We start from the raw sequence: 25,760 nt of genomic DNA on the forward strand, positions 1-25,760 counted from the left end.
AGGAGTATTCTTATGCATCAAGAAACGATACAGTACAGCACTAAAGTTGTGAGGTATTTTGTTTTGGCCTCTTTGATATGGGCTATTTTAGGCATGATCATCGGTGTTATTTTGGCGGCTCAGTTGTATTGGCCAGTACTTAATTTCGATTCGCAATACTTTCAATTTGGTCGCTTGAGGCCTTTACATACCTCAGGGGTCATTTACGGATTTGTAGTCAACATACTCATGGGAACGTCACTTTATATCGCCCAGCGTACCGGAAGGTGTGGATTATTTAATAACAGTTTGTCTTGGATGGTATTTTGGGGCTGGCAGCTAGTACTACTTCTTGCACTTCTTACTTTGCCTGCTGGTTATACTACGTCGAAAGAATACGCAGAACTTGAGTGGCCAATTGACTTATTGATCGTTCTCGTTTGGGTACTATATGCCATTTTATTTTTTGGCACTATTGCAAAACGTAAAGTCGAACATATCTTTGTAGCAAACTGGTTTTTTGCAGCGTTCATTATAGTTATTGCCATGATTTTCATAGTCAATAACTTAGCAATGCCAGTGTCACTGATGAAATCGTATTCTGTCTTTGCAGGAGCACAAGATGCTATAGTACAGTGGTGGTGGGGGCATAATGCAGTAGGGTTCTTGCTAACGGCGGGAGTCATCGGAATGAATTACTACTTCATTCCCAAAGTAGCCGAACGTCCTATTTATTCCTATCGATTATCTGTAATTCATTTCTGGGGCCTAGTTGGTTTCTACACTTGGGCAGGCACACATCATCTTATCTATTCGTCAGTCCCAGTGTGGGTACAAAATATCGGGATCGTTATGTCGCTTATCCTTTGGTTACCTTCATGGGCAGGGGCTTTCAACAGTGCGATGACTCTTTTACAAAATAAGCAAAAACTCAAGTCTGATTATATCTGCTTGTTCTTTTTCTCTGCCATTTTGTACTACTGTTTAGCGACTTTTGAAGGTCCACTACTTGCTATCCGTTGGTTTAACATGCTTGCCCACAATACTGAGTGGGTGATCGGCCATGTTCATTCTGGAGCTCTTGGTTGGGTTGGCATGTCAGGTATCGCCGTTTTCTATTACTTTATCCCTCGTTTATGGAATAAAAATGAATTATGGTCACCTAGATTGATCAAGTGGCATTTTTGGTTAGCACATGCCGGTGTCGCTACCTATGCCATCTCACTTTGGGTAGCAGGAATCGGCGAAGGTTACATGTGGCTGACTCAAAGTGATAATGGCGAGCTGATCTACAGCTTTGTTGAAGCAATGAATTTTAAAGCCCCCTGGCTTTTCTTGCGCTTTGTTGGCGGAGCTCTTTTTGTATTTGGTTTATTCCTCATGGCATTTAATCTTTACAAAACTGTACGCACTCCAACTGTTGTAACTGAGAAGGAGGCTTAATCATGAGTAAAGACTTTACCCACTCGGTGATTATCTTGATTGTTTCGACTTTCGTTGTGGCTTCATTTTCTCTTGCAGTATGGGTTGTACCCAATATTATGCGAACGGACGATATCGCGAAACACAGTTTGGCTTTGCCACTAACCCCAATAGAGCTCGCGGGACGAGACATTTACATAAGTGAAGGTTGTCACGTTTGTCACACTCAAATGGTCCGTCCACTTGAACCAGAGATAAAACGAAATGGACGAGCAAACCTTGAGTCAGATGATATTTACGAATTCCCAAACCTTTGGGGTTCTAAACGAACAGGCCCTGACTTGACAAACCTCGGCCGAAAATACTCTGACCAATGGCATACTCTGCACTTGATTAATCCGCGTCAAGTGATCCCAACCTCAATCATGCCAGCATATCCTTGGCTATTTGAACAAACACTAACTGGGGACGACATTGGCGATAAAATGAAAACGCTGCGTGATTTAGGCGTCCCCTATACTAACGAACAGATTTCTGAAGGCCGCTTACAAGTGAGAGGAAAGACTAAAGGCGAAGCACTTATTCGCTACTTGCAAAGCCTTGGCCAAGATACTGCACAGGGGGTGACACCATGAGCACATTTTGGAACTTATGGGCAATAGCCTGTACCATTATCTTTTTTATTTTAATGGTAAGTGTCGTCATTAAGTATTGGCGAAATAATCATAGTGCAGATCAAGAACACACTATTGAGTCTTTTGATGGTATTGATGAAAAAGACGCCCCTGCTCCAAGGCTGCTTTTTGTTAGTTACGCTATCGCATTTGTTCTATCGGCGGGCTATCTCGTTTTGTATCCTGGCTTAGGTCAATGGCAAGGTTTAATTAGCTGGCAACAAAGTGATGATAAACTCAGTTCGCCATCTACCACTCTCGACCAACAGTTAGATCCTGCGCCCGACACATCTCTTGAAGTACTAGCACAAAATAAAGGTATTGTTCAAAGTGGTCATACATTATTTAAGACTCATTGTGCAGCTTGCCATCAGGATAATGCGCAAGGACAAAAACATTTTCCTAACCTAATCGATGATGAGTGGCTCTATGGCGGTGATGATGATGCTGTTATCCACTCGATAGAAAAAGGAAGAAATGGAGCCATGCCCGGTTGGTCTGAAGTTCTTCGAAAAGATCAAGTAGCCAAGATTTCTTATTATCTCGCCTCCCTTAACAAACGCCATAGTGACGTTCCAGAGATTAAAATTCAGTTAGGTAAAGACCTATTTATTAAATACTGTTCATCTTGCCACGGTGATGGCTCTGTTGCGAATCAAGCAACTGGGGTTCCCGATCTTTCAGATGGAATTTGGCTCCATGGAGGCAGTTTTGAAGAGATTCAATATACCATTAACAAAGGTTTGAATAACATAATGCCAGCCTTTGAACACCAATTAAGTCATAATGAAATACTTGCTATTGGTGCTTATCTACGTGATGCTGAAAAACAAGAGGCCAATAAACTAAATGCCCTCGACCCTACAGCGGTCAAACGTGGTGAATACATTGCCTATGCAGGTGACTGTATCGCGTGCCATAGTGCAGAAGGTGGAGAACCCTTTGCTGGTGGCCTTCCATTTATTACCCCTTTTGGTACCGTTTATTCAACCAACATCACTCCTCATGTCAGTGAAGGTATTGGAAAATACGATTATGAAGACTTTCGTAATGCACTTGTTCATGGTAAAGGAAAAAATGGCTACCTCTATCCTGCTATGCCCTACACCTCATATCAGCACTTAACCGATCAAGACATGAAAGATTTATGGGAATATATGCAGTCCATTCCTGCTGTAGCCCGAAGAGATAATAATAATAGCATGATATTCCCCGCCAATATCAGACTAGGTCTACTTGGCTGGAACATTGTATTTATGGATACAGATCCCATCGACTACACACTACCTGATGAATTGAAAACTACAGTCAAAGATGTAGATAAATGGAAAAAAGGAAAATATTGGGTTAGTGGACTGGGCCATTGTTCCGAGTGCCATTCACCAAGGAATATTGCAATGGCTCTTATTCCGGAGCGAATTTTCCAAGGGAACCTGATCGACGGTTGGAACGCTCCCGATATTACAGCTACAGAACTTTATATCGATGGGTGGGACGAAGAAACATTAACTGATTTTCTTCACACTGGACATTCTGATAAAGGTACTGCGTTCGCAGGAATGGCTGATGTAATAAAAAACAGTCTAAGTTATATGACACGAGAAGATATCGCTTCTATGTCTTACTACCTACTCAATGGAGATACCTATAATTTCCGTGATGAGCAAGCCATACCATTAAACCCTAAAGGATTTGATCAGCACGCCTATCAGGAGCCTATTTATGCAACTTATAAACAGACATGTGGCGCTTGTCACGGTGATGATGGCAAAGGCCGAAATCCTATCGCTCCAACGCTGCTTAATAATGGTATCATTATGCACAGTGATCCTTTTAATACCATCGCTGTGACTGTAAGAGGATTACAACCAACCTATATTGACCCAGATAGAAACTTTATGCCGATGGCAAGCTTCGAAGAAATCCTTTCTGACGATAAATTAGCGGAGTTAATAACATTTGTTCGCCAACACCTTGGAGATCAACAAGTCCCCGTAACAGCAGAACAAGTGAATGAGGTACGAAAAACACTTGAAGCGGCTGGTTATGCAGGAGGCTTACATACCACACCTGAAATGTATGACACGCGAGATAATCATATAAATATCCAGTGAACATTCTACACTTTTCTACCACCAGCCTTGTATGAGCGCTGGTAGTAGGGAGTAGGAATTCAAAATTTTAAGGTTATCTATCGGATAAAAAAGTTAGCAAAAAAATAAATTATCTTTGAATTCCAGGTTAATTTACGAACCATCATCATGACTAACTAGAATAAAAACACCACGGTAATTACGCAAAGCCTCAGACAACATGATTATTGAATCAAGCTAATCTAATAAAAGTAAAGATTGTTCTCGTTGATGACTAACGATCAGCATGGCTAACTTCATTTTTTCTGCTTTGCCTAGCAACAAATGAGAGCCCTTTAACTAGAAAGAGCTTTCTTAAGTCAATGACATATCCTTTAGATGAAGTAGTTGAAACTAGCTTATCCATGCATCTTTTGATTTAACCTGTTTATCTACTATGGGCCGTCCACTTCGAAAATATACAATAAATAATAGCGTGATGAGTAAGCCAAAAAAGACGATCAAAGTAAAGTTCATGACGGTGCTTAGTGCTTGCTTTACGCTTATCTTTTCTACGACCGTCAGAGTAAGGTGGCCTTCGTTATTACTCACACTTAAAATGGTTCCTTTCACGCTTTTCTGTGCAGCTTCAGATTGTAATAACAGCAGTTCATTTAGATACTTGATACGCTCTTCTTGATTGCTTCGGTCTAGCTTAGATCGTAGCCGTACAATTTTAAGTAACTCTTCACTTTTTTCACCAGACCAATCAATAGTAATGGTTGGTTGTTCAGGGCTTGAAAGTGTTAATGATGCTTTAGTGGCTTGCCATATTTCTTGCTTGAGGCGGCGCAAGCTTGAAAAATAGGCATCTTCGTTATTGATTACCGCGGAATCATCATCAAGTCCCATTCCTTTGAGTGCTTCATCCCAACACACTGACACTTCACAACTACTACTGGTTGCTTCTTCCCATAGCGCCGCAAATTGCTGTTTAAATTCAGTACAGGCCTGATTTAGTCGAGGCTCATCTACTGATGGGCTTTCAGCTCGGTTAGTTTCTCCTGATTGATTATCTGTAGAGCAATACGGCGTAATATGATTGGCAATGAGTTGTAAACTTTCAACAGTAAACATAGCCATTTCACTTCGACTTCGGATACGATGCGTACCGATAGAACCATATTCGTAATTTAGACCTAAACTATTCCTTATTTTGACCATTCGTGCTGCGTAGTCGTAAATCTCTTGTGGCATTTCGGGGGCAAAGTCAGGAGCTTCGCTAATAAAGTGAATATACGCTTTTATTACTGCTTCATCGGGAGTAACTTTAAAATCATCGTCAACTAAAGGATATTCAAATTGTTTACAGTAAACCAATCGGTTGTTTTCATAGCGGCTATCCAGACATAAGCGCGGTTGAGTTATTGATAAGTTATCACCCGCTTTAAATCCATTTTTTGGCCAGTCAGCAGTGCTATTAATCTGATAGGAAGAGTTATTATTTAATATTGCAAGGCTAGCTTCTCGCCATTCCCAATGGGTATTGAACGCAATAAAAAAGATGCCAAATAATAACCCTATTGCTGCTACGATATATCGTGGCTTTTTCTTAACAGTATCTTGCTCTGAAATTGCGTTCAAGCCGATACTCATAACGGCAGATTGACTCTGTTCAATTTCAAATTGAACGTCACAATCCAAATTCACTGTGTTTTGCCATTCGTCTGGTATCCATGCCTCATTTGCTTCACCATTTGGCGCGATGAATACGACCCATATTTTATTATCTCTCATCCTCATCGTTTTAATTTGACCAAAGTAACGTTTCACTACCAAGTTTTCAGTGGCGGGTTTGGGGCCTTCAATAGTGAGTAAAAGTAACGTGGCACAACAAACGACAGCGAGAATCGCAGCTGAAAGCCAACCCGGTTCTAATGAGAGGCCAATATCAGTGACGTATAAAAAAATACCGATGGCCAAGAGTAACAGAGCTGGCACGAGTATATTGTAAAAAGGAAAAGAAAGATGGAGATAGCGAGCTTCAAGCAACGTCACAGGACGTTCATATTTAAATACCGCAGGGATATCCTCTTGCTCTATTGGTGTGTTGTCTTCTGCTATTGTCGCAGGCTGATCTAAACATGCTTGCTCTGAATACTCTGTGTTTTGTAAGCAGTCACCACTCAACACATTGTTCGGCGCTTCTGGGAGAGTATCATTGACACAATCAACAATGTTGTAGTCTTTGAGAGCAATGACAATCAACATGTCATCATGCAAAACTACTTCTGCATTGATCCTTTCTTCGTCGATGTATTCAATGGCTTTGTCACCCATCAGGAGGGGATATCCAGCCAGAGCAAAGAAACCCATCTCTTCATCTTTGTCGTTTTCAGGAGAAACAGCATGAACTTCTAATCGTTCATCTATGCAATACACTTCTGAAGAAGTAACGTCCAATTCCCAAAGCTCAGAGATGGCGGAGCACTCTTCTTCCGAGAGATCAATCCCACGTCTGGCGCTAAATAATCTGGCTCTTTGCTCTTTTAATCTGGCTTTCTTACTCTGATGTGAGAAAAAAGAAACAATGCCACATAAAATTATAATGACTTTAAGTATGAGTAAAAACTCTTGCATGAAACGTAAACCTTACTCGTTATTGAGTTGTAGTCCAAATCGGGTGTATTTTAAAAGTGATTGCAAATTGCGTGATTTGCTGCGGAGTTTCTTTTTGACGTGCGGTAACCAGAGTTAAGCTTTAACTTTAAATGTACTGACAACACGAGTACATGAATAGTAGATATTACACCATTAACTATACTATTCGGAGCTTATAACAGCGAGGAAATAGACGGCAATGGTTCATCACCACACGCTAAACATCCAAACTCTATCAAGGTATAGAAGGCTTGTCACCGTGGCAATCTGACAGGTAAAATGCCATTTTTTCAGTCACTTTCACACAAGAGCATGTCGTTCTAAACTCAACGCAATTAAAGGTGCCGGTTTAGACTGTTAAAAGGATGGTTAAAAATATGGGCTTGTTTAAAAAATGGTATATTTCTGATCTGCTCAGCTGTGTACATCATAGTTAAAAGCTTTGCGGGTCAGAAAATATTGCCATAACCGCGCTAATAGAGAGGAATTTAAATAAACACCCTATATAAGTCTTCAATATTTTATAACAAGCTCGTATTTTCACTACATATTCAATAAATCCCTAAAGCATATTCTTAGCGATAGTCTATCCACATACAAGATCAAAAAAGCGAGCACCAGGCTCGCTTTTAACTGTATAATTTTACCTTCTATTAAAGAAGCTCTACCGACTGCTGTGCAATGACCCACTCTTCATTCGTTGGGATCACCAAAGCTTTAGCATCCAGAAGCTTCGAAGTAGCAATAACACCAGGCTGCCCAAACCTTGCTTCTTCGTTGCCTTTTTCGTCTTCAACAAAACCAAGCAGTTTTAGATGTTTAATGATCTCACGTCGGATCGGCAAGGAGTTTTCACCGATTCCGCCTGTGAATATAATACCATCTAAAGAGTCTAACGCTGCTAAGTAAGACGCAATATACTTGGCAACACGATAAGTGAAGACTTGAAACGCCAACGTCGCACCTTCATGCCCTTCTTCCATGGCTTCTAAAATGCCGCGTGCATCACTCGTTAAGCCAGATACACCGAGGAACCCGGATTCTTTATTGAGCGCGTTGAAGACTTTTTCCTGCGACCAGCCTTTTTTAAGTAAGAATTCAATAATGCCAGGGTCCAGATCTCCACAGCGTGTGCCCATCATCAAACCTGAAAGAGGCGTAAACCCCATGGAAGTATCAACAGACTCACCATTATTGATAGCACATACTGATGCACCATTACCTAAGTGAACAGAAATAAAACTTGCCTTTTCAACGGCTTTATTGACCATTTTTGCCGCTTCACGGCTAACAAAGTAGTGGCTTGTACCATGGAAACCGTAACGACGGATACCAAAATCAGTATACAATTCGTTGGCAATTGTGCCAGTGTAAGCTCTTTGAGGCATGGTTTGATGAAAGGCAGTATCAAATACAGCGAACTGAGGCAAAGTAGGAAATGCTTCGATTGCAGCTCGGATCCCTATCGCACCAGCGGGGTTGTGTAGCGGTGCTAAATCGGCCAGTTTTTCTATTTCAGTAGTTACATCTTCTGTAATACGCACAGTTTGAGTAAACTTCTCTCCACCATGAACAATACGATGCCCAACTGCGGCCAACTTTGGAGTAAGCCCAATTTTTTCGGTCAAATCAACTAATTGACTTATTGCAATTTTGTGATGATTCCCTTCACCAGATAGAGCAACTTCCTCTTTATTACCATCGAATTTCCAACTCATGCGAGCATCAGCAAGACCAAAACATTCTCCAAGACCACTCAGAACCGTATCGCCTGATTGTGAATCAATGACAGCAAACTTTAGAGAAGAACTACCAGAATTAATTACCAGTACGTAGGAATTAGACATTTCACGTTACCCATTATCAAACCAAAAGGTTGGCACTTATTATGTGACGAACGTTATACCCAAGCACTATCAGTAGAAGAAAACATGACTGATTGCTAATTAAGTATGCCTAGCATTATGCAATATTTTTTTAATTTATCAACAAAAGCTTAGTTTTCATTACGGTTACTCTGGTTTGATTATGACAATTAATAGTATTTAAAAAGTTCTTATAAATAAACTACTATACTGAATTGGCTAGTGGTGCTGGATTGAAGAAAATTTTTAATAATGAATAGTTTAGCTATATAGAGAATGGGTAATATAAAAAAACCGAGCATATAGCTCGGTTTCAAAAATTACATTAGCAAAGCAACATATTATGCTTCTGGTGTACGACGACCACGGCTATGACCACGCTCACCACGGTGTGCACCGCGGTGGTCTCCACCACGGTTACGATCGAAGCGACGTTCGCCTCCCTCACGGTTGCCATCTCGGTTACCATCACGATTACCACGGTAGCCGCCGCCTTCACGACGTCCACCTTCACGATTACCACGGTAACCACCGCCATCACGACGTCCACCATCACGACGACCACCTTCACGACGACCACGAGATTCACGGAAATCATCAAAGTCACATACAACAGCACCGACTTCTTTTTGACGAATACGCAGTTTACTTAACTTATTTGCAGCATCTGAAGTCATTGCTTTAGGAAGCTGAACAAAGGTATGCCCTTGTGCAAGTTTGATTGCACCAATAGAACCTTTGCCTAGGCCAAGTTCGTTAGCAAGCGCACCTACAATGTCTTTCACTTGAACGCCTTGTTCACGGCCGACTTGAAGTTGGTATGTATCCCAATCTTGATTGTTTGTTGAACGACCGCCACCTTCACGACGTTCTTTACGACGTTGTTTATCACGCTCAATTGCTTCAATCATTGGGTCTTCGCCAATGTAGAATAGAGGGCGCTTACCTTGCTGACGCTTAAGAAGCATTGCAGCTAGAGTCACAGGCTCAATATCTAATGTCGTTTGCAGCTTTTCTACAAGTTCAGCAAACTTATCTAGAGATTTGTGTTCTTTCTCAGACTCAAGTTCTTCAGCAAGTTTGTTCAAACGAGCTTCAGCAACTTTATCACGCAAAGGAAGTTGGATTTCCTCCATTGAGGACTTAGTCACACGCTCAATCGTACGAAGCATACGAATTTGGTTAGTACGAACCAATAGAATTGCTTTACCCTTACGTCCAGCACGACCAGTACGGCCAATACGGTGGATGTACGATTCTACGTCAAATGGAATATCGTAGTTAAATACATGAGTAATGCGTGGAACATCCAAACCACGAGCCACAACGTCAGTTGCAACTAGGATATCAATCACACCTTGTTTAATATGATCAACTGTGCGCTCACGTAAAGACTGAGGAATATCACCGTGCAATGCAGACGCTTTAAAGCCGCGTGCAGAAAGCCAATCGGCCAGACGCTCAGTATCTTGACGAGTACGTACAAATACAATAGATGCATCGGTCTCTTCAGTTTCAAGAAGACGAGACATTGCTTCATCTTTCTCTACACCTTTTACTACCCAGAATTGCTGTTGTACTTTGTCTACAGTATGGTTTTTACCTGCAACGTCAACCATGACTGGATCACGTAGAAAGCGCTCTACAATGTTTTTCAACATAGGAGGCATTGTTGCAGAGAAAAGTACGCGTTGTGCTGAAGCAGGTGCATGCTCCATAATCTCGGTAACATCATCAACAAAGCCCATGTTCAGCATTTCGTCTGCTTCATCAAGAACGAATGTGTGAACTTCGTCTAGGTGTAAACGTTCACGATTGATAAGGTCTTGAACACGACCAGGTGTACCAACAACAACGTGAGCACCGCTTTTCAGAGCACGCATTTGATCAACGATAGATGCACCACCGTAGATTTCTAATACTTTAAGACCTTTGATATTTTTACCAAGGTTCTTCATCTCTGCCGCAACTTGAATTGCTAGCTCACGAGTTGGAGCAAGAACGATAGCTTGTGGCTTACGTTGGTCAAGTTTGATTTTGTTAAGCAATGGCAAAGAGAATGCCGCTGTCTTACCTGTACCTGTTTGTGCTTTACCCAGCGCGTCTGAACCTTTTAGCAAGTGCGGGATTGCCGCTGCTTGAATTGGAGTTGGAGACACGAAACCCATTCCGTCTAGAGCAGAAAGGATAGAATCATTCAGTGATAACTCGCTGAACTTAATTACAGAATCTTGCATTGGGATCCTACTTAATTAAACAAAAAACAGTCCCATATGCTCTTCCAATTCGATACTGATTCATCTGATAGGTTCAGACAAGAATTAGTACAGTACACAACCGCGATAAGCCATTAGGGACAACTAAGGGACGCGGATTATTCCTCAAATGCATAAAAAAAGCCAGAAAAAATTGAATTACATCACAATTTATTCTCAGAAATCGCACTTTTAGAATGATTTTTCAACGTCCAAGCATATTTGATAAAGAAAAGTACACTATTCTACCCAATTTACATCGGTAATTTTGTGTCCTTAGGTAGTAATCATAGTTCGCAATGATTATAGTGTGTGCAACTCAACTGGTAAGTTAAATAAAGATGTTTCAAGATAATCCGCTATTAAATCAACTTAAGCAGCAAATCCAAGAGACCCTGCCTAAAAAAGAAGGCTCTATTAAAGCAACCGATAAAGGTTTTGGCTTCCTTGAAGTCGATAATAAAACCAGCTTCTTCATTCCACCCGCTTACATGAAAAAATGTATGCACGGTGATAAGGTTGTTGCCATTATTCGTACGGAAAAAGAGCGTGAAGTCGCTGAGCCACAAGAGCTCCTAGAACAAGCTTTTACCCGCTTTATTGGCCGTATTAAGTTGTTCAAAGGCAAACTCAACGTTGTACCAGACCACCCACAACTTAAAAAGCTGTCTCTTAAAGCAAAATTAACAAAAGGCTTAAAGACCGATGAATTCAAAGAAGGTGATTGGGTTGTTGCCAACCTTGTTCGTCATCCTCTTAAAGATGAGGGTGCCTTTTTGGTTGAGATCACCGAAAAGATCACCGATGCCGATGATAAAATTGCCCCTTGGTGGGTAACGCTCGCTCAAAATGGGTTACCAAACTCAGAGCCTGAGGGAATCGATAACTGGGTACTGCAAGACGATGCCGATCTGGATCGCCTTGATATGACCCACGTTCCTTTCGTCACTATTGATGGTGAGTCAACCAAAGATATGGATGATGCTTTGTATGCTAAGCAAAACGAATCGGGTGATTTTGAGCTGACCATCGCGATTGCGGATCCAACGGCCTACATCACGCCTGACGACAGCATGGATAAAGTTGCTCGTGAGCGTGGCTATACCATTTATCTACCAGGACGGAACATTCCTATGTTACCTCGTGATTTAGCAGACAATCTTTGTTCTCTGCTAGAAGGCGAGACTCGCCCTGCTATCTGTTGTAGCGTTACGGTCAGCAAGGAAGGGGTTATTGCTGATGATATCCGTTTCTTCGCCGCGAACATCCGCTCTCATGCACGGCTTGCCTACAATAAAGTTTCAGATTGGCTTGAACATGGGCTAACCGATGAATGGCAACCAGACGACACGATCGCTGCCACAGTGCGTGACCTTTATGCCTTCTCGCTCGCTCGTGCTGAATGGCGTGAAAATAATGCCGTTGTATTCCCAGATCGCCCTGATTATCGTTTTGAACTCAGTGAAGATAATGACGTTATCGCGATTCATGCCGATCTAAGACGCAGTGCTAATCGCCTAGTTGAAGAAGCCATGATTACAGCCAATATCTGTGCGGGTAGAGTGCTTAACGACAAGTTCCAATTGGGCGTCTTTAATACGCACGCTGGCTTCAAAACAGAAAAGATCGACGATGTTATTGCGCTTATCAATCCAGAAGCGACATTGGAGTTTACTGCGGAGTCAATCAAGACACTGGAAGGCTTTGCAGCTCTTCGTCGTTGGTTAGCCAAACAAGAGACCCCATATCTCGACAATCGTATTCGTAAGTTCCAAGCATACAGTGAAGTGGGCAATCAACCTCTTCCTCATTATGCTATGGGCCTTGATATTTATGCTACTTGGACATCACCGATACGTAAATATGGAGACATGATCAACCACCGCTTACTTAAAGCGGTTATTTTGAACAAAGAACCTATCCAGAAGCCAGACGATGCGATTGGTGATGAGCTCGCGATACATCGTAAGCATCACAAAATGGCTGAGCGTGGCGTTTCCGACTGGCTATATACTCGCACACTAACCAATGAACCAGATAACAAAACCTGTTTCGTTGGTGAAATTTTTGACATTAATAGAGCAGGAGCACGTGTTCGGCTTCTTGAAAATGGCGCATCAGCCTTTATTCCAGGTGCTTTAATTGTCAATAATAAGGAACGAATTGATTGTAACGCTGAAAACGGCACGATTTCTATCGATAAAGAAGTCGTCTACAAACTGGGAGATACCCTTGAGGTTATCCTAACTGACGTTAATCAAGAAAACCGCAATATCATTGCTAAACCAACCCAAATATTTGCTGAACAACCTGTCCCTCAAACAGAAGAGCAAACTGCAAAATAATTCATTGGTTTTGAACGCCATAAAGCGCTCGGTTTGAGCGCTTTTTTATTTGCCCAATATAAGTGACTTTAAAATGCCAAATATTGATATCCTTCGCTTTCACCGATTTGCTGCTAGAAAGGCAGAACGTTATAGTACAAAGCAAAATGGGATCTATTTTATTGAAAGCGGAACCTTCCTTCTAAGGCAACCATAAGGAGCAGAGATTGAGCTTAAAGCTGGAGACTTTACACTTTACAACTCTAATGAACTGAATAATTCAGAGGCTTTTCCAGGATATTTCAGTGCTATTAGAATTATATTTGACGCTCGCTTATTTACATAGCTTAAACTAGTACACAAATACCAGAAACCACAAAATACTCAAAAACAAGTAGCACTGGCTTTACTCGCACTCATACTCAAGGAAGAGCCGAATGTTCTCTCAATTATCGATGAGACAAGTAATCTAGCGACATCACAACAAACCATCGAATATATTGAAACGCACTTAGAAAAAGAAATTACTCTAAGCATCGTTGCAAATCATCTCAATATATCTATTGCTACTTTAAAGCGCCGACTCGCCGCTGAAGGTCTTTCGTTTTCACAAATTTTAAAAATAAAGCGGATTACTATGCTGCCACACAACTATGTATTACACAAAAATCAATCTCAGACATTGCTTTTGAATCGGGTTTTAGAAATGCCGCACATTTTACTACGGCTTTTAAATCTATTCACGCCATTACTCCAAAAGCTTTTCGTAACCAAATTAGAACTTAGAATAACACACTGATGAAGGCCAACCATTTGACGTTGAATCAGTTCAATAAAAACAACATTCGGCTCAGCACTGTCGTTCAATTGTTACATAACTTCAAACATTATGACCAAAAACAAGCCAATGGATCAGATTCTAGCTCAGCTAAAATAGTTTCAAGATTACTGCTAGTTGAGAGTGTCTCATAAGGAATCCAAATTAAATCTTCCTCTCCGCTTTTAGGTATGTAGAGTTCCCAAAGTTGAGATTTTGCATCGAAGGATACCTTGGCAACCGGAGACGTGTATTCGCTATGTTGTGAATCTAATAAAAAATGTGCTTGATAAAGTTCAATGCCATTTTCCAAGGGTTCATAAAGGCATTTACCTAACTCAACTGAAACATTTGCGTTTCTCTGGCCGCAAAGCAGTTCAATGGACTTATACAAGCGACCAATCGCCATTTGAGACACAGACATAGGTATTCTCCCGTAGGGCTAGTATCTTAAGTTACTGGATATAAGTATACACCCAAGACCCGTATTACTGCAGATTCACAAAAATGAAACCAACAATATCTATCATATTACCTTTGTAATCTAATTTTGGAGCTTATTATGTTACGTGTCTCTATGACGATTGTTATCGCCATGGTTATATCTTTATCTTCTGCAACAGCAAAAGAAATCAATATATCAGGGTCGACCTCAATGGCTCAGATTATCGATGTGTTAGCAGAACAATATAACAAAGACCATCCAAATAACTTTATTGCAGTCCAGGGCATAGGCTCAAGCGCTGGTATTGCGATGGTTAATAAAGGTGTGGTTGAGCTTGGAATGAGCTCTCGTTACCTTACTCAGCATGAGAAAAATAAAGATCTAAGTATCCTGCCTATTGCTTATGATGGTCTTGCAATTATCGTGAATCGTGCGAACCCTATCGCTAACCTTACCGAGCAACAAATACATGATATTTATAAAGGTCGAATAACAAACTGGCAAAAAGTTGGCGGAGAAAATAAGCCTATCGTAGTCGTTACAAGAGAAACATCTTCAGGGTCTCGATACCGTTTTGAAGAATCACTCGGCTTAACGAAAGAGGTTAATGGAAGTACCGTTTCTAATATTGATCCACATAGCCTCGTTGTTAATAATACGAGTACGGTTAAAACGCTTATCAGACATAATGTCAAAGCAATAGGCTTCATCTCACTAGGAGCAATGGATCAAGAGGTAAAAGCGTTATCATTTAACGGAGTGGCTCCATCAACAAAAAATATTGAAAGTCAACAATATGCTCTTGCAAGGCCATTTCTACTTATTTATCACAATGACCATCTGGATCCGGATAGTGTTCAATTTATCTCGTATTTAAAATCTGCCAAGGCTCAGGAAATTATCGCAAAACGTGGATACATACCTAATTACAATCCAGCACGTTAAAGCTGATCATTCATGTATCCTGTGACGGTCTGTAAAATAACAGGCCAAACGGCAAACTACCCATCGACCGCACTAACAATAGAAAATATTAATCAACATAAAGTAAAGGAGCCTCTTCGGCTCCTTTTACAAATTCAATCGTGCAATAACAATCAAATCAATTCATCTAAAAGTGCAGCTGAATAACAGACACAACGACAGCACCAGGACGACGGATGCCCTCTATTTCAACTTTGATTTCACGTTCGATTTCTAAACCTTTCTTGACTGGTGTCACTTTAACCAATGTGCTCGAAGCACGCACGTTATTACCTGCTTTAACCGGGTAAGGGAAACGTACTTGATTCAAACCAAGATTTACCACAAGCTTTGCTGTCGGAAATAAAGGCTGATCAGGGTCCACAGAATCGGTTAATTTCGGTAATAGTGCTAAAGTTAAAAAACCATGAGCAATGGTCGTTTTAAAAGGTGACTCATTTTCCGCTCGCTCAGGATCAGTATGAATCCATTGCATATCCTCGGTAACAGAACCGAACTGATTAATGCGTTCTTGCGAAACATGTAACCAATCTCCGACATGAATAACTTCCCCTACTTTCATCTTCAACTCGTCATATAGCATTCGAGCTTCTGGCTTCATGACAATAGGTTCTGTTTTAGTGTGCGACTTTTTTGTGACCACAGCTGATCGGCGTTCTCGAAGATTAGAAAAAAGCGGACGACTTTGTGCTTTACCTAAGAAATCACTCCAGTAATCGCGTAGCGCTGGAGACATCCGATTCATTAACTCTGTTTGATGAGAAGAAAACGCACCAACTTTGTCTTTAAATAGATTTGTGACTTTCATTAGATACCCTTAGATTTTCCAATACAACTGGCTGTACCAGTTAATTTTGGATTAGTTAACAATACCTTGCAAATACTTTCGGGCGAACACCTGTTTGCTCACTTAGTCTTTTTTCTTTATTTTCAACAATATATAAATAAAACATCATTTTATTGTGTACGATAAAATAATGCAAAATAAGGGAAAAATGGCTGATTATGGCACTTTTCCGATAATGCGACCCGTGTATCCTATTGTTATCCTCACACTTAGTTCGATGATTTTAGGTAGTAAGGCTACTGCCAAATATACGGCTGATGCCAATTAAAATCATTACGATAAACCAATGTAAATCTAGCCTTATTTTTGTGATTCAAGTCAAATAAAAAATAATCCACCAAAAAACACAATCACCATAAACACTATTAATTTAGTCATTATTAGTAGTCAAAATACAAAATAGTTAATGACACTGCCAGAATAACTAAAATAATCATTAATTCTATTAATTTTATAGGACTTCATATGAAATCAAATATGCTCTAACATTAGAATAAATTGATAAATAATACTGTAGATAACTTTGTTATTTCTTTTATCGACATAAAAAATACTCAACATATCTACACATAAAAAGCACCCTAAATTTAGCTCTAAACCATACATCAAATCGACTTACAAAGTTTCGACAGTAACCGAATAGAATGGCCAAGGCGAGCCAAAACAACGAACTCTTTAGAACAATGCAAAAACATAACATTCAAATAAAAAATGGCTCGCTAAACATCACTGTTTTAGAGCAAACAATCCCACTTAATGAACTGCTGGACTTTGCTTCACGAGAAAACCCTAAGAGAGGCTTTTTATTTGTATCTAAAGTTTTAGGGAAACATATACCTGTTAAGCCTAGTTTAATGAGAGATGCATATAATGCACTAGCTGAAAAAGTAGTAGGAGCTGAAAGCAGCTTTGTTGTTGGTATGGCAGAGACTGCAACCGGTCTTGGTGCAGGATTTGCTGACAGTTTAGCAAACAAACAAAAACAAGATGTCTATTACCAGCACACAACTCGATACAAAGCAGATAAACCTATTTGGTTAACATTAGATGAGGCGCACAGTCATGCTGTAGACCATATTTTATATCAGGCTGAGCAACCATTGCTCAGTTCTATTACAAAAAGTAGGAGACTTATTCTTGTTGATGATGAAATTTCAACGGGTCGAACACTGAAGTTACTTGGCGATAAACTGTTACCCAAAATGGAACAAGTAAAAGAGGTTGTGATTGTTTCTTTAGTCAACTGGTTGAGTCAAGAACATCGTGATCAGTTTGATGCTTGGGGTATTCCGGTAACACACGTATCTTTATTAGATGGTAATTTTACTTTTATTCCAGTCCCTGGTTTCTCGCCATCATTACCAAAAAACGTAGACAAAGACCTAGATACTAGAGCGTGTCGAAAAGATCTCGGTCGCTTTGGACTCAAAATGCCATTTGATGGTCCGATCCCTAAGCTAGACATTGATCAGCCAAGAGCCGTTATCGGCGACGGTGAACACCTTTATTTGCCGTTTTTAGCCGCAGAAAAAGCCGAACAACGAGGTGGTGATGTTGTTTTTCAATCAACCACACGCTCACCCATTATGTTAGGAAACGCCATTCTTTCTAAGCAAGCTTTCCGAGTGGATGAACGTAATGTCGAGCATTATATCTATAACTTGCAGGATGTTGGACGCAAGGCTGTACATTTTTTAGAAGATGAATGTCAAAGAAAAATAAATCAACTCGCGGCTCGTTTTCCACTACTTGAAAGCGAGATAGAATAATGGAGATGATCTTATTCACCGATATTGATGACTGCTTTATGGCAACACGCAGGAAGTTCGCGGACAACACGCCCCTGACGGTGGCCTCGTTAGATATTCATGGTGAACCCCGCTCCTACATTTCCGATAAACAGCAAGCATTGCTCGATATTTTCTCAAAGTCTGGCGCTAGGATCATTCCTGTCACGGGAAGAAGTCATCGCACACTGCAACGTATTCAAGTCGATGCCTTACTGAACTCATGGAAAATCGTTTCCCATGGCGCACTGATTATTGAGCCCAATGGAGAAAAATCACAAGAGTGGCTGGATTACCTCAATCATGAGTTTCCCCTTTCTTCTTGGTCCAAAAAGCTTGCAATATTGAATCACCAGATCAGCGATGTGTTAGATTCTCAGCAGCACCAAGCAAAATGTCATATCGTGTCAGAAGATGATCTTGATTGTTATGTGTGTATAAAGTGCTCAGAAGATATCGATTACCAGCAGGTGTTTGATTCTGTTTTGTCGGCATCTTACCTTGATCTCGATGAAATAAAGATCCACATCAACGGTCGAAATATGGCCCTTCTCCCTCCTTACACTCAAAAGCAGTTAGCCGTGGAGTTCTTGAATCATAGGTTAAATAAAGACGACCAAGCTTTAACCTTGAGTATGGGTGACAGTCTGTCTGATATCCCCTTTATGAAACACACTGATTTCCTTTTTATACCCGCGAAAAGTCAGATATCTGAAACTCTATCTTGGTAATTAATCACATGCAAACAACCCTATCACCATTACTGGGAAGTTATAACGCACAAGATTGTGAGTTTTTACTTCAAACGGTCGACGCGCACTTTCTCTCAATAGAAGAAAAAGAAAAACAAATTCAATCGGGCCAATGTCATTACTCTGACGTTCTCAACAAAGAGTCAAAGCCCTCTGAGCAATATCAACAATTGTTCTTAAATTTTACTGAGCAATATAAGCAGACCTTAGCAGAGCATGTGTTCAAGCTGGCTAGAACCATTCATCATAATCAAAGTGGCGATATTGTTTTGCTATCACTGGCGAGAGCTGGCACTCCAATCGGTGTTTTGCTCAAACGAGCATTAGAACGTTTTTTTAAAAGAACCGTGACCCATTACGCCATCAGTATTATCCGCGATCGAGGCATCGATACCGTTGCCCTCGATTATTTGTTGAAGATCAAACAATATAACGCGACATCATTAGTCTTCATCGATGGTTGGACGGCAAAAGGAGTGATCACCAGAGAATTAAAGTCATCGGTTCTCTCTTATAACCACCAGCACAATACCAACATACAGCCCGCTTTATATGTGATCAGTGATACCGGTGGTGTTGCCGACTTTTGTGCCACCAAAGAAGATTACCCAATCCCCTCATCCATGCTCAATTCTACGGTGTCAGGTTTAATTTCCCGCAGCTTATGGAGAGATGCCAACCTTAATGCATTTCATGGTTGTGTCATTAATGAACATTTGCGAGCAGCGGACCAATCACAATGGTTTGTCGATGAGATCTCGGCTTGCTTCTCCGACTCTATGCTTACTAAGATTAATCCATTGTCGCCGCATTCAAACATGCCCGAGGCGGATTTAAAGAACAAAATGGATGGATTTATCTCATCGATAAAGCAGCAATATGGTATCGAAGATGTTAATTACATCAAACCAGGTATTGCCGAGGCGACCAGAGTGATGCTGCGCCGAGTGCCTTCTCTTCTTATCGTTCGTTCCAAGCGTTGTGAAAAAGTCGCCCATTTACTCATGCTGGCAAAGGAAAAAGGCGTCACTGTCCAGGTCGATCCTTCACTGCTTTTTGAAGCCTGTGCCCTAATCAAACTCATCAATACCGAGAATTAAAATGGATAACTCAAGTTACTTTTCTTTGGGTGCAACACTCTATACGCCATGTAACCACCCTAATCTACAAACGATCATGAGTAATGGTCTGGGATCGAAAAGTATGGTGTTTTGTACCGAGGATGCAGTCCCTGAACATGAATTAGAACACTCTATCGATAACCTTCGCTCATCAATAAAAAAACTGAGCCAAGACAAGGCAACATTTAAAAGATTTATTCGCCCTAGGACACCAAGCTTACTAGCAGAAATCATGCAATTTGATGGCATAGAGAATATTGATGGTTTTGTTTTGCCAAAATATGATCTGTCTACATGCGACGATTACCATCGAGTACTTAAGCACAGTCCGGTTCATTTTGAAATCATGCCGACTTTAGAATCTCTTGATGTTATGGAGCCATTAAAGTTACCAAAAATTAGAGAAAGCTTAAAGAATATAAAGGGTGAGGTTATTTGCCTACGCATTGGTGGCAATGATTTATTTAATATTCTTGGCATTAAAAGGATGCCAAACCAGACAATTTATGATACGCCTCTACGTATGATTATAGAAAACTTGATCATTAATTTCAGGCCATATGGATACGAACTGTCCGCTCCTGTTTTTGACATGATGGATGATCAAGAAACATTAAATAAAGAATTAGCACTGGATGTAAACTATGGCTTTTTTGGTAAAACGGCCATCCATCCAAAGCAAGTTTCAATCATTGAAGGTTTCTTCAAAAATTATTCTATAAGTCATATTGAACAAGCCGATTCTGTATTTAAAGAGTATGCACCAGCCGTTTATAGAATGAATGGTCAAATGATGGAAGTAGCATGCCATAGTAATTGGGCAAAACGAACAATAAGCCTAGCAAATTCATTTTAGCTAAAAATTCATTATAAAACCAAGTGACCTAAAGATACTTTATTCAGAGCGAGGTTAGTGAGAAATAATAATGGTAAAAACATTTCACAGCAAAAGTTCTACGCAAAATAATAATGCTGTTCCACCAGCCACTAAAGAGCCTGTAAAACCCAAAGTCAAGCAATTTGGGCATGTTGAATCGACCAAAGTAATAAACCAAAATGGAGACGGTTCTGAAGCACAGGTTACCGTAATAGAGCCAGCACAAGCTCCATTAGCAACACCTTCTCCCAAAGCGCCTTCAGTTCTTTTTAGCAATAAGATCAGTTCGATACAAAGCGACATTATCGATATTGATCAGGAAATTAAGGCCAAAATCGATCATAAGCGTGAGCGCGAATTTCCAGATCTTAAAATCAACAATGCTGACTATTTAATCATTATTAACACTTTTAACTCCATTAAATTTGATGATCCAGCATTGCAAATAGAATTTGGTAAAGGTGAATCTAAAAGATTTCAAGAAGTACAAGGCTTCTTATCAGATTATGCTAAGTTAGGTAAGGTAGATCAAATTTTAGACTTGGGTAAAATTGTTATTAAGCTAGCAAGAAGCATAAACATTGATATATTTAACCCTAATAAAATATCAACTAAACTCTACAGCTTATTAGGTAGCCGTAAGGAGAAAGTTAGAAAGATACGATATGAATTTGATAATGCAAGTGATATTATTGATGCTAGAATCAATCGAGTTTTCGATAATCTTCAAGAAACAAACTCTACACTTGAACAATTTCAGTTTTGGACGAAAGAGTTAAATAATTTAAATACAAAGTTACAATTTAAAATTCTTGCATTAAAGCTCAAATTGGAAAGTATTGATACCAATCCTAGCATGACAGATAATGATATTCCTATCGCTTTTCAAAGCAGTAATAATGATGTAATCAAACGCTGGGAACGAAAAACACAGACATTATTAGCTCTTAACCAGTCAATCACTTTAACGTTTCCTCAACTAGACTTGTATACATCAAATTTATTAGTCAGCTTTGAACGTCTTGAAGAAATAAAAGTAAATATACTCCAAGTTTGGAAACAACAATTTTTATCTGTAATTGCAACCGATGAATCCAATGATTCTACCTTGTACTACGAACTACAAGATATCCAAGAACAACTTATACGTAATATCGAGGAACTACGATAATGGCGTTTAAACCTAAAACTTTTAAACCTAAAACATTAAATGCAAAAGAGCCAGTACAGTCGACGACTATCAACACAGAAGTAATGCCAATTAATACCACTCAAAGTAATACTCCTGTAGCGGCACAAGCGACTGTCGTCACTGAGTACATGATTCCCAATCTGAATAATCGTGTTCAAACAATTGTTGATAATTACAAACGTGACTTAAATGAAGCGGACATGAATCCACAGGAAGTGTTTGAACGCATTGTCAGTCAGCTTAATCAAGTGGATATCTACTCTTCTCGAGGCATTGCAAATCTGGGCCAAGAATCCGCAGAAAAGATATCTCAGTACTCCGATTCCATGCTTAGCCAAGTCCGAACTAAAGATCTTGAAGAGATGGGGGAGAACCTAAATCAAGTCGTTGGTTTAGCAAAAGGTGTAGATTTAAGTGGCTTAATCGGTAAAGACAGCTTCTTTGGGAAAATCATCTCTAAATTCAGACAAACTAAAGAGAGTATCCTTGCTCAATTTAACTCAGTTAGCACTCAGCTCGATCGTGTCATTAAAGAGATCAACACTCAGCAAAAGCGTCTACAAGAAAGATCAGGGCAACTGGATGCTGTATTTTCACAAAACATTGCCCAGTATAAAGCGTTAACTGAAGCCATCATTTATGGTGAATCAAGACGGTTGCTACTTCAGGATAAAATTGGATCTTTAGCAAATGAGCTAAACAATGAGCACTCCCCTCTTAAAGCACAGGAGCTCAGTGACTTACAAGCTTGTGAGAACCGAATCGAAAAACGTGTTCACGACTTAAAGTCACTTCAAATGCTCGCTTTACAAACAGCACCCATGATCCGAATGGTTCAAAACAACAATATTACTCTCGTCGAGAAATTCAATAATATTAAAACACTCACCATCCCTTCATGGAAAAAGCAATTTACCTTAGCCATTTCCATGCTGGAGCAAAAAAAATCACTTGAGCTGGCAACAAAAATTGACGATGCCACCAATGATCTGATTAGAAAAAATGCCGACCTATTAAGGCAGAATACGTTACAAACCGCACAAGCTAATCAGCGTTCTGTTGTTGATATAGAAACATTAGAGCATGTCCAAAATACTCTCATTTCCACTTTACAAGATGTCGTATCGATAGAGAAAGAAGGCGCGAGAACACGTAAAGCAGCAGATGAAAAAATGGTCAAAATGAAGTCAGAGCTGTCTAATTTTTTAAAGAAGAATAAGGAATAATAAATGGCTATCAATTTAGATAAAGGAAATACAATTAATTTAAACAAAGCAGAACCTGCTTTAAGTAAGTTAAAACTAGGCCTTGGTTGGGATCTTTTAAATAGTGAACCTCCAATGGACATCGACTGCTGTGTCTTTATTTGTAAACACGACGCTCAAGAGCAGCCAAAGCTTCTTTCTGATAGTCACTTCATCTTTTACAATAATTTGAAGTGTCCTCAAAATGCCGTTATCCATCATGGTGACAACCGTACGGGTGCGGGCGAAGGTGACGATGAAGTGATAATCATCGACCTACCGTCAATCGATCCTAGAGCTCAGGAGTTATCAATTTTTGTCACTATTCATAATGACAATCGCGGTTTCTCTCATGTACAAAACAGTTACATCAAGCTTTACAATGAGATGACAGGCGGCCTTATTGCTGAATATAAGTTAGGCCAAGAATTCGCCAATGAATCCGCAGTACAGGTTGGTTCATTAGTTAAAAATGGTCACGACTGGGAATTCCATGCCGTGGGAGCTGGCTACCAATTAGGGCTTGGCGATATCGTCGCTGGTTACCAATAAGGCATCCAAATGGCTATTAATCTATCAAAAAATACCACGATCTCTTTAACAAAAGAAGTCGATAAACTGTCAAGCATCAAGGTCGGCTTAGGCTGGGATGTAGCTAAAGCAAAAGGCTTATTTGCTTCATTTTTTGGCTCTGACTCCATTGATCTCGATGCCTCTTGCCTCTTAATCGATAAAGATAAGCAAGTCATCGATACCATTTGGTACCGTCAGCTAAGATCAAAGTGTAGGTCGGTTCATCATCAAGGTGATAATCGTACTGGCGAAGGTGAAGGGGATGACGAAACCATTTCTATCAACTTAAACAAATTGCCTAGTTCTGTGAAATATATTGCCATCACAGTCAATAGCTTTACTGGGCAAAGTTTTGAGAATGTACGCAATGCGTTTTGTCGAGTGCGAGATCAATCGTCAAAAGAAGTATGCCGTTACACACTGACTGAACAAGGCGACCATACTGGTATTTTTATCGGTCTTTTGTCTTATGATAATCAAGAATGGCACTTCACTTCAAAAGGAGTGACGACCAGTGGTAATAGTGTCAAACAGCTAGAAGCAACAGTAATCAACCACATCTAAACAACTTTGTTTATGATTAAATAGCCTCACTTTGCTCGAGTGAGGCTATTTTTTTAGATAACACGCAATGCTAATCCACTTTGTCGATCTTGCTGAGGTCCCCTATCACTGCTGTATTTTTTGTCATATAGCGAACAGTATTTATCATTGCCCAGGGCCTGCCTAGACCTAGTGTGAAAAATTGAAGTGCAAAATTATAAATAGTCAAACTAAGAAGTTCTTTAAACGTCAGTGTAGACGTAAACTCAAACGTTGGGCCATCTTGTTCTGTTACTTCTAACTGAAGTTGAGAAAAAACATAATTACGGATAACAACCGTCGTATAGCTGGTGATACCAAAAATCATAATAAGAAAGACTACTGGAAAAGTTATGATTTCAACAAAGTTAGGTATAAAGCCGTCATAATAATAACTCATAAGTAATTCATAAGGATAATAGTCCAACATAAGTTCAGGTAAGAAAGCGCTTAAACCAAAAGAGAACAAACCTAAAGGGATTAAGCCAAAAAAGATTAAAGCGAAAAACACCGGCGCAACGACAAGACATACTTTGAAATATAGCTCATTGAAATATTGCCCTTTAATGTCAGCAGCGAATTTTTTGTTACCGTACTGATAACCATTCACAAAGTATTTGTACAGACCACTTATGAACCAGCCATATGAAGAAAAAATAATGCCAAAAGCCAGTAAATTGAACCCAAAGGCTTTCAAGTCTGCATCGTATCTAACCCAAGTAAAAACAATGATAAAACCCACGATTGATGCAAACATGACAAGAGCTCGACCAATTAGTACTTTAAATAAACCTTCCAACGTGCCATTAAATGAAAATCGAATATCTCTGTAACTCGTCATTTCTGCATCAGATTTTGTTTTATATAGTATCAAGCTTGGCAAGATAGCAATAAAAATTAGTGGCCCCACTAAGTAATTTCGGATATAAATTGACACGATATATGTTGCCACAACCATGAATATGATAACACTGAGTCTAACTGCTAAAATTTTCTTAGGATCGGCATGATATTCAAAATTATCGCTATACAAAAATGTATTATTATAAAAATATCGCTTTTTTCTTACTTTGGCCCAAGGGGTGTAGAACCCTAGCGTTATAATTGACAGAATAATATTTACAATCCAAATATCAAAGAACTCCCTTCCTTGACCTATGAAATGCATCACATTAGAATTAGCTTTCTGATTCATTTTGGTTCCTGACGAGATAAATGGGAAATATTAACATATCAATAGTATAAATTATATAAATACAGCCTATCATCTTTTAATAAATTTATTTT

20 protein-coding genes are annotated in these 25,760 nt (G+C 39.8%); 14 read left to right on the plus strand and 6 right to left on the minus strand.

Going from position 1 to position 25,760, the window contains the following annotated elements; all coding sequences use genetic code 11:
• Positions 1-12: 12 nt before the first annotated feature.
• The 3 genes from ccoN to VSA01S_RS06100 are packed head-to-tail and all read left to right on the plus strand — an operon-like array spanning position 13 to position 4,189.
• Positions 13-1,422 carry a cytochrome-c oxidase, cbb3-type subunit I gene (gene ccoN, locus VSA01S_RS06090; protein ID WP_039981989.1) on the plus strand — a complete coding sequence of 470 codons (1,410 nt, stop codon included), beginning with the start codon at positions 13-15 and terminating at the stop codon, positions 1,420-1,422.
• Positions 1,422-2,036 carry a cbb3-type cytochrome c oxidase subunit II gene (locus VSA01S_RS06095; RefSeq protein ID WP_227739633.1) on the plus strand — a complete coding sequence of 205 codons (615 nt, stop codon included), beginning with the start codon at positions 1,422-1,424 and terminating at the stop codon, positions 2,034-2,036. The genes ccoN and VSA01S_RS06095 overlap by 1 nt, the downstream gene beginning before the upstream one ends.
• Positions 2,033-4,189 (plus strand): cytochrome c, encoded by a 2,157-nt coding sequence (locus VSA01S_RS06100; protein ID WP_039981987.1) that lies wholly within the window; start codon positions 2,033-2,035, stop codon positions 4,187-4,189. The genes VSA01S_RS06095 and VSA01S_RS06100 overlap by 4 nt, the downstream gene beginning before the upstream one ends.
• Before the next feature lie 372 nt (positions 4,190-4,561).
• Here VSA01S_RS06100 and VSA01S_RS06105 read toward each other — a convergent pair whose 3' ends face one another.
• From VSA01S_RS06105 to VSA01S_RS06115, 3 genes are all read right to left on the minus strand, one after another.
• Positions 4,562-6,787, minus strand: a complete 2,226-nt coding sequence (locus VSA01S_RS06105; RefSeq protein ID WP_039981986.1) for a hypothetical protein — start codon at positions 6,785-6,787, stop codon at positions 4,562-4,564.
• A 674-nt stretch (positions 6,788-7,461) separates the two neighbouring features.
• Positions 7,462-8,655 carry an acetate/propionate family kinase gene (locus VSA01S_RS06110; protein ID WP_039981985.1) on the minus strand — a complete coding sequence of 398 codons (1,194 nt, stop codon included), beginning with the start codon at positions 8,653-8,655 and terminating at the stop codon, positions 7,462-7,464.
• A gap of 359 nt (positions 8,656-9,014) precedes the next feature.
• Positions 9,015-10,910 carry a DEAD/DEAH box helicase gene (locus VSA01S_RS06115; protein WP_039981984.1) on the minus strand — a complete coding sequence of 632 codons (1,896 nt, stop codon included), beginning with the start codon at positions 10,908-10,910 and terminating at the stop codon, positions 9,015-9,017.
• A gap of 359 nt (positions 10,911-11,269) precedes the next feature.
• Between VSA01S_RS06115 and rnb the strand changes: the two genes are divergently transcribed.
• Both rnb and VSA01S_RS20270 read left to right on the plus strand, forming a co-directional pair.
• Positions 11,270-13,273, plus strand: coding sequence for an exoribonuclease II (gene rnb, locus VSA01S_RS06120; RefSeq protein ID WP_039981983.1), 2,004 nt, complete (start codon positions 11,270-11,272; stop codon positions 13,271-13,273).
• Positions 13,274-13,933: 660 nt separating this feature from the next.
• Positions 13,934-14,038 (plus strand): hypothetical protein, encoded by a 105-nt coding sequence (locus VSA01S_RS20270; protein ID WP_244949854.1) that lies wholly within the window; start codon positions 13,934-13,936, stop codon positions 14,036-14,038.
• Between the two features lie 101 nt (positions 14,039-14,139).
• On the opposite strand, the gene VSA01S_RS06130 is transcribed toward VSA01S_RS20270, so the two are convergent.
• On the minus strand, positions 14,140-14,493 hold the full coding sequence (locus VSA01S_RS06130) for a DUF3024 domain-containing protein (RefSeq protein ID WP_039981982.1): 354 nt from the start codon (positions 14,491-14,493) through the stop codon (positions 14,140-14,142).
• A gap of 126 nt (positions 14,494-14,619) precedes the next feature.
• Here VSA01S_RS06130 and VSA01S_RS06135 point away from each other — a divergent pair, with 126 nt between their 5' ends.
• Complete coding sequence (locus tag VSA01S_RS06135) at positions 14,620-15,459, plus strand: phosphate ABC transporter substrate-binding protein (RefSeq protein ID WP_258007723.1); 840 nt, start codon at positions 14,620-14,622, stop codon at positions 15,457-15,459.
• Positions 15,460-15,625: 166 nt separating this feature from the next.
• Here the strand turns inward: VSA01S_RS06135 and VSA01S_RS06140 are convergent, their stop codons facing one another.
• Positions 15,626-16,306 carry a MaoC family dehydratase gene (locus VSA01S_RS06140; RefSeq protein ID WP_039981980.1) on the minus strand — a complete coding sequence of 227 codons (681 nt, stop codon included), beginning with the start codon at positions 16,304-16,306 and terminating at the stop codon, positions 15,626-15,628.
• 722 nt (positions 16,307-17,028) lie between these two features.
• Here VSA01S_RS06140 and VSA01S_RS06145 point away from each other — a divergent pair.
• The 8 genes from VSA01S_RS06145 to VSA01S_RS06180 all read left to right on the plus strand — a co-directional run bounded on the left by VSA01S_RS06145 (position 17,029) and on the right by VSA01S_RS06180 (position 24,455).
• Positions 17,029-18,114, plus strand: coding sequence for a phosphoribosyltransferase domain-containing protein (locus VSA01S_RS06145; protein ID WP_039981979.1), 1,086 nt, complete (start codon positions 17,029-17,031; stop codon positions 18,112-18,114).
• A complete protein-coding gene (locus VSA01S_RS06150) occupies positions 18,114-18,863 on the plus strand; it encodes an HAD hydrolase family protein (RefSeq protein WP_039981978.1) in 750 nt (249 codons plus the stop codon). The genes VSA01S_RS06145 and VSA01S_RS06150 overlap by 1 nt, the downstream gene beginning before the upstream one ends.
• 8 nt (positions 18,864-18,871) lie before the next feature.
• Positions 18,872-19,984 (plus strand): cysteine protease StiP family protein, encoded by a 1,113-nt coding sequence (locus tag VSA01S_RS06155; RefSeq protein ID WP_039981977.1) that lies wholly within the window; start codon positions 18,872-18,874, stop codon positions 19,982-19,984.
• A gap of 1 nt (position 19,985) precedes the next feature.
• The gene (locus VSA01S_RS06160) at positions 19,986-20,861 is read left to right on the plus strand and encodes an HpcH/HpaI aldolase/citrate lyase family protein (protein ID WP_039981976.1); all 876 of its coding nucleotides are present in this window, start codon (positions 19,986-19,988) and stop codon (positions 20,859-20,861) included.
• A 70-nt stretch (positions 20,862-20,931) separates the two neighbouring features.
• The gene (locus VSA01S_RS06165) at positions 20,932-22,053 is read left to right on the plus strand and encodes a toxic anion resistance protein (RefSeq protein ID WP_039981975.1); all 1,122 of its coding nucleotides are present in this window, start codon (positions 20,932-20,934) and stop codon (positions 22,051-22,053) included.
• A complete protein-coding gene (locus VSA01S_RS06170; RefSeq protein ID WP_050567380.1) occupies positions 22,053-23,300 on the plus strand; it encodes a toxic anion resistance protein in 1,248 nt (415 codons plus the stop codon). Before VSA01S_RS06165 ends, VSA01S_RS06170 begins: the two co-directional genes overlap by 1 nt.
• Before the next feature lie 3 nt (positions 23,301-23,303).
• The gene (locus VSA01S_RS06175; RefSeq protein WP_039981974.1) at positions 23,304-23,870 is read left to right on the plus strand and encodes a TerD family protein; all 567 of its coding nucleotides are present in this window, start codon (positions 23,304-23,306) and stop codon (positions 23,868-23,870) included.
• A gap of 9 nt (positions 23,871-23,879) precedes the next feature.
• A complete protein-coding gene (locus tag VSA01S_RS06180; protein ID WP_039981973.1) occupies positions 23,880-24,455 on the plus strand; it encodes a TerD family protein in 576 nt (191 codons plus the stop codon).
• A 70-nt stretch (positions 24,456-24,525) separates the two neighbouring features.
• Here VSA01S_RS06180 and VSA01S_RS06185 read toward each other — a convergent pair whose 3' ends face one another.
• Complete coding sequence (locus VSA01S_RS06185) at positions 24,526-25,668, minus strand: YjgN family protein (RefSeq protein ID WP_050567379.1); 1,143 nt, start codon at positions 25,666-25,668, stop codon at positions 24,526-24,528.
• Positions 25,669-25,760 lie beyond the last annotated feature (92 nt).

This window comes from Vibrio sagamiensis NBRC 104589, from assembly GCF_007990935.1.
GTDB classification, from domain to species: Bacteria; Pseudomonadota; Gammaproteobacteria; order Enterobacterales; family Vibrionaceae; genus Vibrio; species Vibrio sagamiensis.